The organism is Trinickia sp. HAY1-2D (assembly GCF_056754935.1).
Map to the genome: position 1 here is coordinate 424,047 of NZ_JBPGWX010000002.1, position 13,200 is coordinate 437,246.

The window sequence follows — 13,200 nt, forward strand, 5'->3', positions numbered from 1 at the left end:
AGCGAGGACAAGACGATATGAAGACATTGCTTTCGAAGCTTGCCCGCATTGGCGCGGTGGTGGTCACGCTGGCCGCCGGCATGCTCGTGGCCCCCGGGGCTTGGGCGCAGGAAGAGGGATTTCGGCTCGATCGTGCGCCCGACAACACGGAGAACCTTGCGTCGTTGCAACATGGCGCGCAATTGTTTGTAAACTACTGCTTGAGCTGCCACAGTGCGAGCCTCATGCGCTACAGCGCGCTGACGCAGCTTGGCCTTTCACAAAAGGAGATCGAGCAGAATCTGCTCTTTACGACCGACAAGATCGGTAACACGATGACCGTGGCCATGCGTCCGGAGGATGCCAAAACGTGGTTCGGGGTCGCGCCGCCCGATTTGTCGGTGGAAGCACGGGCGCGCAGCAGCGACTGGCTCTACACCTATTTGCGCAGCTTCTACCGGGACGAAACGCGGCCGACGGGATGGAACAACATGGTGTTCCCGAACGTCGGCATGCCGCATGTCTTGTGGCAGTTGCAGGGTGTGCAGACGGCGAAATACGAGGACGAGTTGAACCCCGAAACGGGGGAGAAGGAGCATCGGTTCGTTGGCTTCGCGCAGGCAAAACCGGGGACGATGTCCCGGGTAGATTATGATTCTGCCGTGGCCGACCTTGTCGCCTACATGACCTGGATGTCCGAGCCGACGCAACATGGGCGCCGGCAGCTTGGCGTATGGGTGCTGCTGTTCCTGGGCGTGCTGACGTTCCTGGCCTGGCGGCTGAACGCGGCGTACTGGAAGGACGTTAAATAATCACGCCGTGACGGCGGTGTGAGGGCCGGCGCGACTCGAAGCCCGCTTCGGCGGGCTTTTCGGCGTGCTGGCCCTTCAGCTTTTTGAGGAAATTTTAGACATGATGGTTCTGTATTCCGGCACAACTTGCCCGTTTTCCCAGCGTTGCCGGCTGGTGCTGTTCGAAAAGGGGATGGACTTCGAGATCCGCGACGTCGACCTCTTCAACAAGCCGGAAGACATTGCGGTGATGAACCCGTATGGGCAAGTGCCGATCCTGGTCGAGCGGGACCTGATTCTGTACGAATCGAACATCATCAACGAATACATCGACGAGCGCTTTCCCCACCCGCAGCTGATGCCGGCCGATCCGGTGCAGCGCGCGCGCGCACGGCTGTTCCTGCTCAATTTCGAGAAGGAGTTGTTCGTGCACGTGGGCACGCTCGAGAACGAGAAGGGCAAGGCAGCGGAAAAGAATCACGAGAAGGCGCGTCTTGCGATTCGCGATCGTCTGACGCAACTGGCCCCGATTTTCCTGAAGAACAAGTACATGTTGGGCGAAGAGTTTTCGATGCTCGACGTGGCGATCGCTCCGCTGCTCTGGCGTCTGGACCATTACGGTATCGAGCTTTCGAAGAACGCCGCGCCGCTCATGAAGTACGCTGAGCGCATTTTCAGCCGGCCGGCGTATATCGAAGCGCTGACGCCGTCGGAAAAGGTGATGCGCCGCTGATGTAATTTCAGGGTGCGGCGCTTGTGGCGGGAGCTCGGCAGCAAGCGTTGCACCTTGGCGAGGACAGTCGATGCAAGAGATTCCAACGAAACCGTATCTGTTGCGCGCGCTTTACGAGTGGTGCACGGATAACGGGTACACGCCGCACATTGCGGTGAGGGTCGACAATCAGACGCGCGTGCCGCGGCAGTTCGTGCACAACGACGAGATCGTGCTCAACATCAGCTTCGAGGCGACGACGCAGCTGCAAATGGGCAACGAGTGGATCGAGTTCAGTGCGCGCTTCTCGGGCAAGGCGCACAAGATCGAAGTGCAGGTAGCCAACGTACTGGCGATCTACGCGCGCGAGAATGGGCAGGGTATGGCGTTTCCGGTGGAGCCCGCGGTGGGGGCGGCCGGTGGCACCCCTGTCGAATCCGAGGTGTTGGATGCCGAACCGGAGGATGTCGGCGTCGGAGCGGGAACGCAGGCGCAGGCGACAAAAGACGACGGTGACGGACCGTCCTCCGACGACGGCTCGAAAGGCGGTGGCAAAGGGCACCTCAAGGTCGTGAAATGAAGTAGAATCACGGGCTCAACGCCGGCTTAGCTCATCTGGTAGAGCAGTTGATTTGTAATCATCAGGTGGCGGGTTCGAGTCCTGCAGCCGGCACCAAACAAAACAAGGGGTTACGTGATATTCACGCAACCCCTTGTCGCATTTTTGACCCCTCCCGGTACACTGCGCCGTCGGAACTCGCCTGCTCGGTCCGGATGCGCGGTCTGCCAGACGATCAAGACCGCACGGACAAGTGCGGCGATTTACGGGGTGTTTAAAAATCAGAATGGCGAAGCAACAACGCATAACCCGGGAGAGCAAGCGCATTCGCGCTCACTTCCATATCACCGACTTCAACAACGGCGGCATCGAATCGTCGCTCTTGCAGTGGCTGCGGATCCTCGATCGCAGCCTTTTTCGCGTGTCGCTGTCGGTGACGTATGCGTCGCCCGCGCTGGAACACCGCTTCCGCGCGCAAATCCCGGCTGACGTTCCCATCGAAGTACTCGCGGACCGGCCGTGGCTCCGATACTTTCAAAGCAGACGTCACCAAAACCGCCTCGGAAAGCCGGGACGTGTCGCGCGCGACGTACATTCCGCACTGGTCGTGCGCCCGCATGTGGCGAAGCGGATCAAAGCGATCGCGTCCGATGTCGATGTCATCATCGACTACGATATGTCGCTGCGGCGGCTTTGTGGCCAATTCGATGTGGCGTGGCTCGGCATCCATCACTTCAGCTTCCGCGCGCGGCTGAGCGGTCGCGCGAATCGAGTGCGGCGCTTGCTGCGCCAATACGGTGGATACGATTGCCTCGGCGCGCTCAACGAGCAGATGGCCGAGGAAGCCATGCAAATGTTTGGCAGCCAGCTCAAAGGCGTCGCGGTGCTGCCCAACGCGATCGACGTCGAGGCCGTACGCAAGCGCGCAGCGGCTGGCCACTCTGAACTCGGCCTCGGACGCCCCTATATCGTTTCAGTCGCGCGCCTGGATGAACTGCAAAAGGACCATCGCACATTGTTGCGCGCGTATGCGGCGATGGTGCGCCAACACGCGGTCGACGAGCAGTTGGTCATCGTCGGAGACGGTGCGCACCGTAACGAACTGGAAGCGCTCGCTCGCGAGCTCGGGATTGCAGGGCGTGTCCATTTCACGGGCCAGCTCGACAATCCGCATCCAGTCATGGCGGGTGCTTCGATGCTCGTGCTGAGTTCGAAGAACGAGGGCATGCCGATGGTCCTCATCGAAGCGCTCGCGCTCGGTCAAGTTGTCGTGGCGACCGATTGCCCGACCGGGCCGCGCGCAATCCTGAATCACGGCAAGGCGGGCGTACTCGTGCCCGTTGGCGACGTCGACGCTATGGCTGCGGCGATGGCTCGCCTCATCGACGACGAGCCGCTCAGGCAGGCATACGCCGAGGTGGCCGTGGCGCGTGCGGCGTTCTTCGACGTCAAGCAAAGCAATCAGCGGCTCTATGAGTGCCTCGAAGACATCCGTTCGGCGCGCCGCAAGATCGCCGCGTAGCATAGCTATCTCCGTGCAGGCGGCATAGCTGCCGCACGCCTCGTTGTTCCATTCGCGCTGTCGCACATCAGAACATGGTAGCGACGCACACGCTTCTTTCCGTTTGTCCTAGAAACGGCGCCGATCGGTGCCGTTCCCCCTCCGTGAAATAGATTCCGAGGCTGTTTGACGTCAGACGTGCGGCTGTTCTCGTGGCCAACGCGCCTGCCTTCGGCCATGCGCCGTCCGACGTCGCTCACGCAGGCCTGCGTTTGCCTGTCCTGCGTTCGTCAACTTCCTCGGAGCGTTCGGAGAAACAATGAAGCGAAATCATGGGCGCCGCTGCGCGCTATCGGTCAAACGTGCAGTTGCGTTGACCGCACCGGTTGCACTCGTCGTCCTCGCAGGATGTAACGGCGGCGATGACAAAAAGTGGTCGAACCAAAGCAAGGCGGAAGCGCCGAAGTCCGCGATCGAAGTCGCCGGTCAATCGGTGTCGGTCGAAGGCGTCGACGGAGAAGTCGATGTGCTGCTGCTTTCGCCGAGCTCGGCCAGTATCGATTCGATATCGGGCTTCATGGGCAAAATGAAGACGGCAGAACTCAAGGAAGCTGCTCCTGGAGCGTACGTCGCCTTCGGCGATCAGCTTTCGCTGCTCTCCGGAACCGTGACCGACCTGTCGGGCAACGGCGCCTATGCGATCGGTAAATGGACCAACGGCTCGGATTCGTCCGGCGCGACCTACAACCGGAACCAAGCCCGTTTCTGGGCCGTGGGGCTGCCTGTCGATGTCGAACTCAAACCGGGTGCATCGATGCACTGCACAGTGGCGTCGAAAACGCAGCCCGTGGCGATGGACGGCAACACGGCACCCGGCACGCTGCTCGACGCATCGGCTGAAATTCGGCGCATCTCGGATCAGGACTCGGCGGAGATGACGCTTTCCCTTCGTTACTCGATCGGGCAGGACCAGCAAACCGTCACGCTCGAGAGCATGCCCGGCGCTTACACCTCGCGGCAAAGGGAAGCGTCCCACAACGGTGCCCAGCGTTCGGAGCGATATGCCGTCGCCAGCCGCTTTATCGGACGTGATCCGCTGAAGCCCTACCTGGCGGCAAGCTATACGTTGCATTCGCCCACCGCCGGCGTGATTTCCGGGATGGTGGCGCTGAGCTGCTCCTAGGCCTTGGTCACGGCGGCCGGGCGTTCCACCGCGTCATGACGTGGAAACGAAAGCGTCACGGCGAATCCGCCCGATGCGGGAAACGAGAATGCAACCCGTCCGCCGTGCGCTTGCATCACTTCGCTCACGATCGCCAAGCCAAGGCCTGAACCTGTGCTGTGCTCGCTGCCGTTGCCCAAGCTGACGAACGGCTGCAGCACGGCGTCCCACTGCTCGCGTGGAATACCGCGGCCGTTATCGCGGACCGTCAGGTCGACCGACGTCGTCGTCGACGCGACCGATACGACGATCTCGTCGGCGCGGCCGTGAGAAAGCGCATTGTGCAGTACGTTCGAGAGCGCTTCGCGCAAGCTGATGCCATCGCCGACAATCTCGGTGCGGGCAGCGTCGCTCTCGAACGCGACGGCGACATCGCGATCGTCGGCAAGCGGGATCGTCCGTCCGAGCACCTCCTTCGCGAGTGCGTTCAGATCGAGCGGAGCAAGCGCGACGAGCTCCGAGCGGTGGATGACCATCGCATGATTGAGCAACTGGCCGGTGAGCCGCCCCACGTCGGCGCAGGTGTCGCGCAACGCAGCAAGCCGCTCTCGATCGTGAATTCCATCGTGCTCGGCGCCGAGCAGTTCGATTTGCGCATCGAGTCTCGCAAGCGGTGTGCGCATCTGATGGGCGGCGTCCGCGATGAAGCGTTGCATCGATGCAATCCGTTTCGCGAGGCGCTGCATGAGGACGTTGATCGCGCCGATGATCGCGGCAATCTCGCTGGGCGTGTCGGCGACGACAGGGCGAAGATCCGCGGGATCGCGCGCTGCGATGATCGCTTCGATCTGCGCAAGCGGACGCAGCCCCCGCTTGATGGCCAGGCCGCTCGCACCGATCGCGAGCAGGCTCATCAGCACGATCAGCGTCCACACTTTCAGACTCATGTCGTTGGTGAGCTGCTGCCGTGCATGGGTGGTCTGCGCAACGGTAATCGTTGCCCAACCCGGCACGGTTTCCTCGGGCATATAGCGCGCAATCGTGACGATGCGTACCCGCTGACGCTGGTATTCGCCGCTGTCGAACTCCGGGCCAAGCCGCGTCGCGGCACGCGTTGCGCGGCTCGCAAGTGCGGGATCGCCGGCAACGACCAGACCGCGCGAATCCGTCACTTTGTAGTAGACGACGTCGTAGCTCGATAGTGTCGAGAATGCGGCAACGGGCGGATTGAGTGCGAGCACGCCTCCTTGCACATACAGGTTTTCGGCTACCTGCACGGCGGCGCCCGACAACAATTGATCGTACGCCCGCTCGGCCGCGACGCCCGCGTAATAGCGGGCAATGACGGCAAGCCCAATCGCGCCCGAGACGACGACGAATGCGATGAACAACAGCGTGCGCCCGAAAAGCGTGCGCTTCATCGTTTCAAAGTGTCGCAATCTGATACCCCATGCCGCGTGCCGTCCGGATTTCGACCGAGCTGCCCTGAAGCTTTTTGCGCACGCGCGTCACGTACTGTTCGACAGCGTTCGTGCTGGGTTCCTTGTCGAAGCTGAAGAGCTGGCTGAGCAGCTCGTCCTTGGAGAATATTCGCTGCGGGCGGCTCGCGAGAATCTCGAGCAGCGCGAATTCCTGGCGCGATAGCGCAAGCGGCTTGCCATCGAGTTCGGCGAGCCGGTTACTGCGATCGATGACGAGCGTGCCCACCCGGACGACGTCGTTTGCATGGCCGCTTTGACGGCGCAGTAGTGCCTGCACGCGTGCGTCGAGCTCGCGATAGTCGAATGGCTTCACGAGATAGTCGTCCGCACCGAGGCCCAGCCCGCTCACGCGGTCGTCGATCGTCGAGCGAGCCGTCAGCAGCAATACCGGTGTCTTGCCGCCCGCCTCGCGCATGCGACGCAAGATCGTGAAGCCGTCCATCGAAGGCAGCATCACGTCGAGCACGACGAGATCGAACGATTCGGTGTCGAGCAGCGCGTCAGCCATCGCGCCATCGGTTTCGAGGTCCACGGCATGGCCGAGCCGCGACAGGCGGCTGCGAATCGCGGCGCCGATTTGTGCGTCGTCTTCCACGACGAGAATGCGCATGATGCTGCCCTTGCTATGTCCTTGGCGATGTCATTGGCTCGCGCTGTCGGCCGTTGCCGATACGCATGCGGCTGTCTGCTTATGACCTGCGCGGTTCCACCGCGGATAGAGGGGTTTTCCCGAGTCGCGCTTGTCAGCATTTTCTCAGACTCGCCCGGTAATCTCCGTCCATAGAACGCATCGAGCGGCGACTATTGCTGGCGAAGGCCTGCAAAGGCGTTCGCATAGGGGAAAGGAGGGGAGACGATGATGGCGAATCGGCGCCGCCGCGCATTGACCATCGCGGCGCTCGGCGCATCGCTCGCGCCGTCCCTCGCCTTGCCACGGCCGCGCGAGGTACGCATCTCGAAGGGCTATGGGGTGCTTTATCTGCCGTTGCTCGTCATGGAGCAACAGCGTCTGTTCGAAAAACATGCGGCACGTCGTGGCATGGGACAGGTTTCCGTCAATTGGGTACTGCTCGACGGAGGCAATTCGATCAACGACGCGATGATGGCAGGCACGCTCGATTTCGCCGGAACCGGCGCGCCGGGCTTCATCGAACTGTGGGCACGCGCCCGTGGCCTTCCGAATGTCGAGGTCATTGGCGTGAGCGGTCTCGGCCGTGCGCCGCTCTCGCTCAACACGAACAAGGCGTCCATTCGGTCGATCGCCGATTTTTCGGCGGCGGACAAGATCGCCGTGCCGGGCATCCGCACGTCGTTATCGGCCGTCGTCCTGCAAATGGTGGTCGCCAAGCAGCTCGGGGTGCGGCAATTCGCGCGGCTCGATGCGATGACCGTCAATTTGCCGCATCCGCAAGCGATGCAGGCGCTGGTTCGCCGTCAGGGCGGCGTGACGGCGCATTTCTGCGCGCCGCCGTTTTCCTATCTCGAATTGCGCCAGCCGGGTATCCACCGGGTGCTGAACGCGAGCGACGTGTTGGGGCCGCTGACGCTCGACGTGGTCTTCGCGCCGAAGAAGGTCGTCGATACCGAACCTGTGCTCGTCGAAGCGTTCCTCGACGCATTGGATGAAGCGAATCGGCTCATCGAAAGCGACCGGCGGCGAGCGGCTTCGATTTACGTGGCGGGTTCAGGCGTCGAAGTGTCGGCCGATGACGTCCTGCAGATGCTGTCGGACGAGCAAACGCATTTTTCGGCTGTGCCGAAGCAATTGATGGACTACGTGGAATTTCTTTCCTTCACCGGGACCATCAAGGCAAAGCCGCGCCGCTGGCAGGAGATGTTCGCTCCGACGCTGGCGCGCTATGGCGCGATGTAACGAGCGGTGCCCGCGGGCAGCGCAACGATGAACCATGAAGACGGGCTACGCCCGGACTCGAGTCGATACGAAAGAGGAGCCTACCCTGTGAACGCAAGCGATACCCTTCACCCGCCATCAGCCGAAGAGCGGCACGTCATGGCGAAGACGGCACGCCGCCTGATGCCGATTCTCGTGCTCATGTTCCTCATCTCGTTCATCGATCGTCAGAACGTCGGCTTCGCCAAGTTGCAAATGGTGCACAGCCTGGGCATGACCGAAGCCGCTTTCGGTCTCGCCTCGTCGCTCTTTTTCATCGGCTATTTGCTGTTCGAGGTACCGAGTACGCTCGCGCTCCACCGGTTCGGCGCGCGCGTCTGGCTCGCGCGCATCATGCTGACCTGGGGTGCCATCACCGTGCTGATGGGTTTCACGACCTCGATGGGGATTTTCTGCGGCCTGCGCTTCGCGCTGGGGGTTGCGGAGGCCGGCTTCTACCCGGGAGTCATCTACTATCTGACGCTCTGGTTCCCGCAGAGTTACCGGGCGCGCGTGCTGGGCATCTTTACGCTGGGCAGTGCGCTGGCCAATATGCTCGGCTCGCTCGTGGGCGGTTGGCTGCTGAGCCTCGATGGCGCCTTCGGGCTGGCCGGCTGGCAGTGGGTCTTCGTGGCAACCGGTTTGCCCGCTGTGCTCGTCGCGCTCGTCGTCTTCAAGATCCTGCCCGCATCGCTGCAAGAGGCACGTTTTCTCGATGCGCGCGAAAAGCAGATCGCACTCGCGGCGCTCGAGCGCGAGAAACCGGTCGACGCGGTGCACGAGCATCCCTGGAAGGCCTTGCTCGATCCGCGTGTCATGCTGTTCGCCTGCACCTACATGCTCATGTCGACGTCGCTGTACGGCGTGACCTACTGGCTGCCGACGCTCGTCAAGTCGTTCGGTGTCGCCAGTACGACCAACGGTTTGCTGAGCATGCTGCCCTGGGCCATCGCCGTGCTGCTGCTGCTCTACTTGCCGGGCAAGCTCAAGCGCAGTAAGGGCGTTCTCAAGGCGATCGCCGTCGTCGCCGCGGTAGGTGCGCTCGGTTTCACCTGCAGTCTGCTGTTGCCGACGACACCGCTTCGCTTCATCGCACTCGTGCTCGGCGGGGCATGCATCCCGCTGCTCTATCCGTGCTTCTGGTCGATGCCGCCGCGTTACTTCAGCGGCGCGCGAGCAGCGGCAAGCGTGGCGGCGATCAACTCGATCGGCAATCTCGGCGGCTTTTTCGGCCAGAATCTCATGCCTTATGCGGGCAAGGCCACAGGCACCGCGTTTGGCCCCATGATCGTGCCGATCGTTTGTTTGAGCGTCCTTTGTTTCGGTGCTGCCATCGCGTGGTTCCAGACCGAGCGGCGGCTCATCGTCGCGCAAGCCTGAGGCAGCAGGCTGCGAAGGCTTGGCGGCGGCCGCTCAACGACGCCTCCACGTTGTCGAGCGTGCCGTCAAAGCCCGCCGCCGCCGCTTTGCCCATCGTCTCCCGCTGCGCGCGCCTGGGCCCAAAGGTTCAGGAGCGCACGTGTCTGAGCTTCGATCGTCCTTTGTATCAGCGCGCTTTTCTCGGCATCGATTTGCGTCCACTCGAGCAGCGCCAGCGCTGAGCGTGGAGCGACATTGAATACCATCATCTGGCCGTGCAGGCTCAAGAGGCGAATCCGCGTAACCGGGTCATCGATGCGTGTGCCCCCGATGCGCGCAACCAGTTCCGTACCGACGCGGTTCAGCGGCGCGCGCATTCGCGTTTGCAGAATTTCCGACGCGATCGACGGCTCCTGCCCCGTTTGCTCCCGTACGAAAAACAGGCGTTGACTGGCTGTCGCAGGTGACAGGAACATCCGCTCGGCGATTACCTGCTGGATGTCGATGAACGCGTCGATCAGGTGAGGCGTGTCCGCACCGGACGCAAGCTTTTCGTTCGCGCTTTGCACGACCGGCGCAAAGCGTTCCCAGACTATCTCCGCAATGTGCTCTGCGCAGGCACGATAGACCCCTTCCTTGTTGGCGAAGTAGTACTGCAGCGCAGGGGCATTGACGCCCGCCCGCGCGGCGATATCGCGTGTCGACGCGGCGTCGAAGCCGCGCTCTCCAAACAGCTCGATGGCCGCGTGAATGATGCGCAGCCGCGTTTCGTCGCCGCGCGCATACCCGCCTTGCGCGGAGCGCCGGCCACGCTTCATTTCATTCATGGGCTTCGTGCTCCTCACGTGCTCGCCTGGATCGACCTGTTGCCCGAAGGCAAAAATATATCACTTGACACATTTTTTCCAAGTGGAATAAATTGGGCGCCTCGTATCAACTGGAATCGAACATCATGTCGGAGACGATCGATGCCTCCCAGCGCATCGACGGGCCGCGCTCGGGACGCGGCGCGCCAGGGCGCCGCAGCAAACGTGCACTACTCGCAGTCTTGCTGATCGCCCTCGCGATAGTGGGTGCATCGTGGTTTGCATACTGGTGGACGCACGGGCGTTTCATCGAAACGACCGACGATGCCTACCTGCAGACCGATAGCGTCACGATCGCACCGAAAGTCAGCGGTTATATCGCCGAGGTGCGGGTCGCGGACAACGAGGCGGTAGCGGCCGGCGCGCCGCTCGTACGGCTCGATGTGCGCCAGTATCAGGCTGCCGTCGATCAGGCGCAGGCGACCGTCGACGCGCGCGCCGCCGATCTCGCGCGCGCCGAGGCCGACGTCGAGCAGCAAAAGGCTATCGTCGCGCAGGCGCAGGCGGAACAGCAGGTCGCGCGCGTCGCGCTCGAGCATGCCGCGGACGATGTGCGGCGCTATGCACCGCTGACCGCGCAAGGCGCAGAAACGGCGGTCCATCTTGCGGAGCTGACGAGCACGCGCGATCAAGCGCGCGCGACGCTCACGGCCAAGGCGGCCGCGGTTCGCTCGGCGCAGGCTCAGGTGACGTCGATGACGGCGCAGATCGCCCAGGCGCGCGCGCAACTGGAAGCGGCGGGTGCGAGTTTGCGGCAATCGCAGCTCGATTTGCAAAACACCACGCTCGTGAGCCCGCTCGCGGGCCGCGTGGGCGATCGCAGCGTCCGGGTCGGCCAATACGTCCAGCCGGGCACGCGGCTGATGTCGGTCGTGCCGGTGCACGCGGTTTATCTCGAAGCCAATTTCAAGGAAACGCAAATGCGGCGCATGCGGGTTGGACAGCCCGCGACGCTGCATGTCGATGCGCTGCGCGGTGTCGAGCTGCATGGCGTCGTCGATAGTTTCGCGCCCGGCACCGGGGCACAGTTCGCACTGCTGCCGCCCGAAAACGCGACGGGCAACTTCACGAAAATCGTCCAACGTGTGCCGGTTCGCATCCGCATCGAAACCGGCAGTGAAACGCGCAATCTCCTTTTGCCCGGGCTGTCGGTGACGGTCGATGTCGACACGCGCTCGGCCCGTGACGAGGACCAGCGTGTCGTCAGCGAGAATCGGCATGGCTGAGTCGGCATCGGCTGCCGGCCTGCCCGATACCCCAGCTCATGGCGAGCGGGCGAGCGTTGCCGACTGGATCGCGGTCGCGGCCGGCGCGCTCGGCGCGCTGATGGCCACACTCGATATCTCGATCACGAACTCGGCGCTGCCGCAGATTCAGGGTGCCGTAGGCGCGACCGGCACTGAAGGCACGTGGATTTCGACCGGCTATCTGATGTCCGAGATCGTCATGATTCCGCTCGCGGCCTGGCTCACGCGCGTATTCGGCCTGCGTAACTTCCTGCTCGCGAACGCGGCGCTTTTCATGGCGTTTTCGATGATGTGCGGCATGTCGGCATCGCTGCAGGCAATGATCGTCGGCCGTATCGGGCAGGGCTTCACGGGCGGCGCGATGATCCCGACCGCGCAAACGATCATTCGCACGCGATTGCCGCGCGCGCAGTTGGCGATCGGCATGACGATCTTCGGGCTCATCGTCCTGCTCGGTCCGTTGCTTGGCCCCGTCGTCGGCGGCTGGCTTGCCGAGAACGTCTCGTGGCGCTGGTGCTTTTTCATCAATCTGCCGGTATGCGTGGCCCTTCTGGCGCTGCTTTTGACCGGGTTGCCCAGTGAATCGCCGCGCTGGCGCGAATTCGTGGAGGCGGATTGGATCGGCATCGTCGGCCTGTCGATCGGCCTGAGCTCGTTGACGGTCGTGCTCGAGGAAGGGCAGCGCAACCAGTGGTTCGAATCGAACGAGATCGTAGCCATGAGTGCGATTGCGGCGCTCGGTTTCGTGCTGATCGCGGTGTCTCAACTCGTTGCCGACAAGCCGATCATGCGGCTCTCGCTGCTGCGCAACATTCGATATGCGAGCGTCATTCTCATTGTCTCGGCGGTGGGGGCGGGCATCTACGGGATTTCTTATCTCGTACCGCAGTTCCTGAGCCTCATCGCGGGCTATAACGCCGAGCAATCGGGCGGCATCATGTTGCTTGCGGGCTTGCCGGCGTTCCTCGTGATGCCCATTTTGCCGCGCTTGCTGAACAAGGTCGATTTTCGCGTGCTGGTAGTGAGCGGTCTGGCTTGCTTCGTGATCAGCTGCTTCATCGATACCGGGCTGACGTCGCAAAGCGCCGGCCACGATTTTCTGTGGTCGCAACTGTTGCGCGGCGTGGGACAGATGCTCGCGATGATGCCGCTGAACCAGGCGTCGATGGCGGCCGTGTCGCGCGAGGAGTCGGCGGATGCGGCGGGCCTCTACAACATGGCTCGCAACCTGGGCGGCTCGGTCGGCCTCGCCATCATCGGCGTGGTCATCGATCGTCGCAATAGCTTTCATATCGAGGCGATTCGCGAGTCGGTGACAGCGAACTCCCTTCGCGGGCAGGAGAGAATCGCCGCCGACGCGGCGGGTTGGCTCGCCCGCGCGAGCGATGCGGCTCACGCGAATAGGCAGGCGCTTGGCCAGTTCGCCGAGCAGATTCAGGTGCAGGCGATGGTGATGACCTATTCGGAAACCTTCTACGTTCTGGCCATCGCGTTGCTCGTCTGCATCCCGCTCGCACTGTTATTGAGAACGCCCAAACAGATGTCTGTCGACGCAAGTGCAGCCGGTCACTGACCGCGCGCATACCCTGGCATCGGGGTTGCCGCGCGCACGCAACCGGTTTAGCCGCTCAGGACCGGGTGCGGCGTGCCCC

12 protein-coding genes and 1 tRNA gene are annotated in these 13,200 nt (G+C 62.7%); 10 read left to right on the forward strand and 3 right to left on the reverse strand.

Annotated features, from left to right (window positions below; all coding sequences use genetic code 11):
- Positions 1-17 precede the first annotated feature (17 nt).
- From ACR9ZC_RS08980 to ACR9ZC_RS09005, 6 genes are all read left to right on the forward strand, one after another.
- A complete protein-coding gene (locus ACR9ZC_RS08980; RefSeq protein ID WP_331568210.1) occupies positions 18-791 on the forward strand; it encodes a cytochrome c1 in 774 nt (257 codons plus the stop codon).
- A 100-nt stretch (positions 792-891) separates the two neighbouring features.
- Positions 892-1,503, forward strand: coding sequence for a glutathione S-transferase N-terminal domain-containing protein (locus ACR9ZC_RS08985; protein WP_006052302.1), 612 nt, complete (start codon positions 892-894; stop codon positions 1,501-1,503).
- Positions 1,504-1,573: 70 nt separating this feature from the next.
- On the forward strand, positions 1,574-2,062 hold the full coding sequence (locus ACR9ZC_RS08990) for a ClpXP protease specificity-enhancing factor (protein WP_481580016.1): 489 nt from the start codon (positions 1,574-1,576) through the stop codon (positions 2,060-2,062).
- A 20-nt stretch (positions 2,063-2,082) separates the two neighbouring features.
- A tRNA-Thr gene (locus tag ACR9ZC_RS08995) sits at positions 2,083-2,158 on the forward strand.
- A 169-nt stretch (positions 2,159-2,327) separates the two neighbouring features.
- Positions 2,328-3,563: a glycosyltransferase gene (locus ACR9ZC_RS09000; RefSeq protein WP_481580017.1), complete on the forward strand. Its 1,236-nt coding sequence runs from the start codon at positions 2,328-2,330 to the stop codon at positions 3,561-3,563.
- 298 nt (positions 3,564-3,861) lie between these two features.
- The gene (locus ACR9ZC_RS09005) at positions 3,862-4,725 is read left to right on the forward strand and encodes a hypothetical protein (RefSeq protein WP_481580018.1); all 864 of its coding nucleotides are present in this window, start codon (positions 3,862-3,864) and stop codon (positions 4,723-4,725) included.
- Here the strand turns inward: ACR9ZC_RS09005 and ACR9ZC_RS09010 are convergent.
- The gene (locus ACR9ZC_RS09010; RefSeq protein ID WP_481580019.1) at positions 4,722-6,125 is read right to left on the reverse strand and encodes a sensor histidine kinase; all 1,404 of its coding nucleotides are present in this window, start codon (positions 6,123-6,125) and stop codon (positions 4,722-4,724) included. The two genes, ACR9ZC_RS09005 and ACR9ZC_RS09010, sit on opposite strands and share 4 nt — an antisense overlap.
- A 4-nt stretch (positions 6,126-6,129) precedes the next feature.
- Positions 6,130-6,795 carry a response regulator transcription factor gene (locus ACR9ZC_RS09015; protein ID WP_331571897.1) on the reverse strand — a complete coding sequence of 222 codons (666 nt, stop codon included), beginning with the start codon at positions 6,793-6,795 and terminating at the stop codon, positions 6,130-6,132.
- A gap of 246 nt (positions 6,796-7,041) precedes the next feature.
- Here ACR9ZC_RS09015 and ACR9ZC_RS09020 point away from each other — a divergent pair, with 246 nt between their 5' ends.
- Together ACR9ZC_RS09020 and ACR9ZC_RS09025 are read left to right on the forward strand one after the other, a co-directional pair.
- Entirely contained in the window at positions 7,042-8,058 is a 1,017-nt protein-coding gene (locus tag ACR9ZC_RS09020; RefSeq protein WP_481580020.1) for an ABC transporter substrate-binding protein, read from the forward strand.
- 87 nt (positions 8,059-8,145) lie between these two features.
- Positions 8,146-9,456, forward strand: a complete 1,311-nt coding sequence (locus ACR9ZC_RS09025) for an MFS transporter (protein WP_481580021.1) — start codon at positions 8,146-8,148, stop codon at positions 9,454-9,456.
- A gap of 65 nt (positions 9,457-9,521) precedes the next feature.
- On the opposite strand, the gene ACR9ZC_RS09030 is transcribed toward ACR9ZC_RS09025, so the two are convergent.
- Positions 9,522-10,262, reverse strand: coding sequence for a CerR family C-terminal domain-containing protein (locus ACR9ZC_RS09030; RefSeq protein WP_481580022.1), 741 nt, complete (start codon positions 10,260-10,262; stop codon positions 9,522-9,524).
- A gap of 125 nt (positions 10,263-10,387) precedes the next feature.
- Between ACR9ZC_RS09030 and ACR9ZC_RS09035 the strand changes: the two genes are divergently transcribed.
- Both ACR9ZC_RS09035 and ACR9ZC_RS09040 read left to right on the forward strand, forming a co-directional pair.
- Positions 10,388-11,527 carry an HlyD family secretion protein gene (locus ACR9ZC_RS09035; RefSeq protein ID WP_481580023.1) on the forward strand — a complete coding sequence of 380 codons (1,140 nt, stop codon included), beginning with the start codon at positions 10,388-10,390 and terminating at the stop codon, positions 11,525-11,527.
- Positions 11,520-13,121: an MDR family MFS transporter gene (locus ACR9ZC_RS09040; RefSeq protein ID WP_481580024.1), complete on the forward strand. Its 1,602-nt coding sequence runs from the start codon at positions 11,520-11,522 to the stop codon at positions 13,119-13,121. Before ACR9ZC_RS09035 ends, ACR9ZC_RS09040 begins: the two co-directional genes overlap by 8 nt.
- Positions 13,122-13,200 lie beyond the last annotated feature (79 nt).